The sequence below is a fragment of the Cobetia sp. SIMBA_158 genome, from assembly GCF_046566945.1.
In the GTDB taxonomy this organism is placed as follows: domain Bacteria; phylum Pseudomonadota; class Gammaproteobacteria; order Pseudomonadales; family Halomonadaceae; genus Cobetia; species Cobetia amphilecti.
On sequence record NZ_JAWJYL010000795.1, the window covers coordinates 1 to 250 of the forward strand.

General features: G+C 40.4%; 1 protein-coding gene. It reads left to right on the top strand.

Translation table 11 applies throughout. From position 1 onward, the window contains the following. Positions 1-38 precede the first annotated feature (38 nt). Positions 39-179, top strand: coding sequence for a hypothetical protein (locus R2R70_RS22005; protein ID WP_410979196.1), 141 nt, complete (start codon positions 39-41; stop codon positions 177-179). Positions 180-250 lie beyond the last annotated feature (71 nt).

A 250-nucleotide genomic window follows, 5' to 3' on the forward strand; every position in this document is an offset into this window, starting at 1 on the left:
TTAAAAGTTTAGAGGCAAATTACCAAAAAGTAGATGGTATATCCGGTGCGACTATTTTGGGCGATGGACGGGTTTCATTGATAGTTGATATAAGTGGGTTGATAAAGCTTTCAGGTTTAAAAAAGCCGGGCAGCCAAGAGTTAAGTATTGAGTCGCAAGCTGCTTTGGAGGCGTTATGATTTCTGAGCTAAATCTGCAGCAGCAAAAGGGCGTGAAACAGTTTTTAACATTCATTATGGCTGATGAAGAG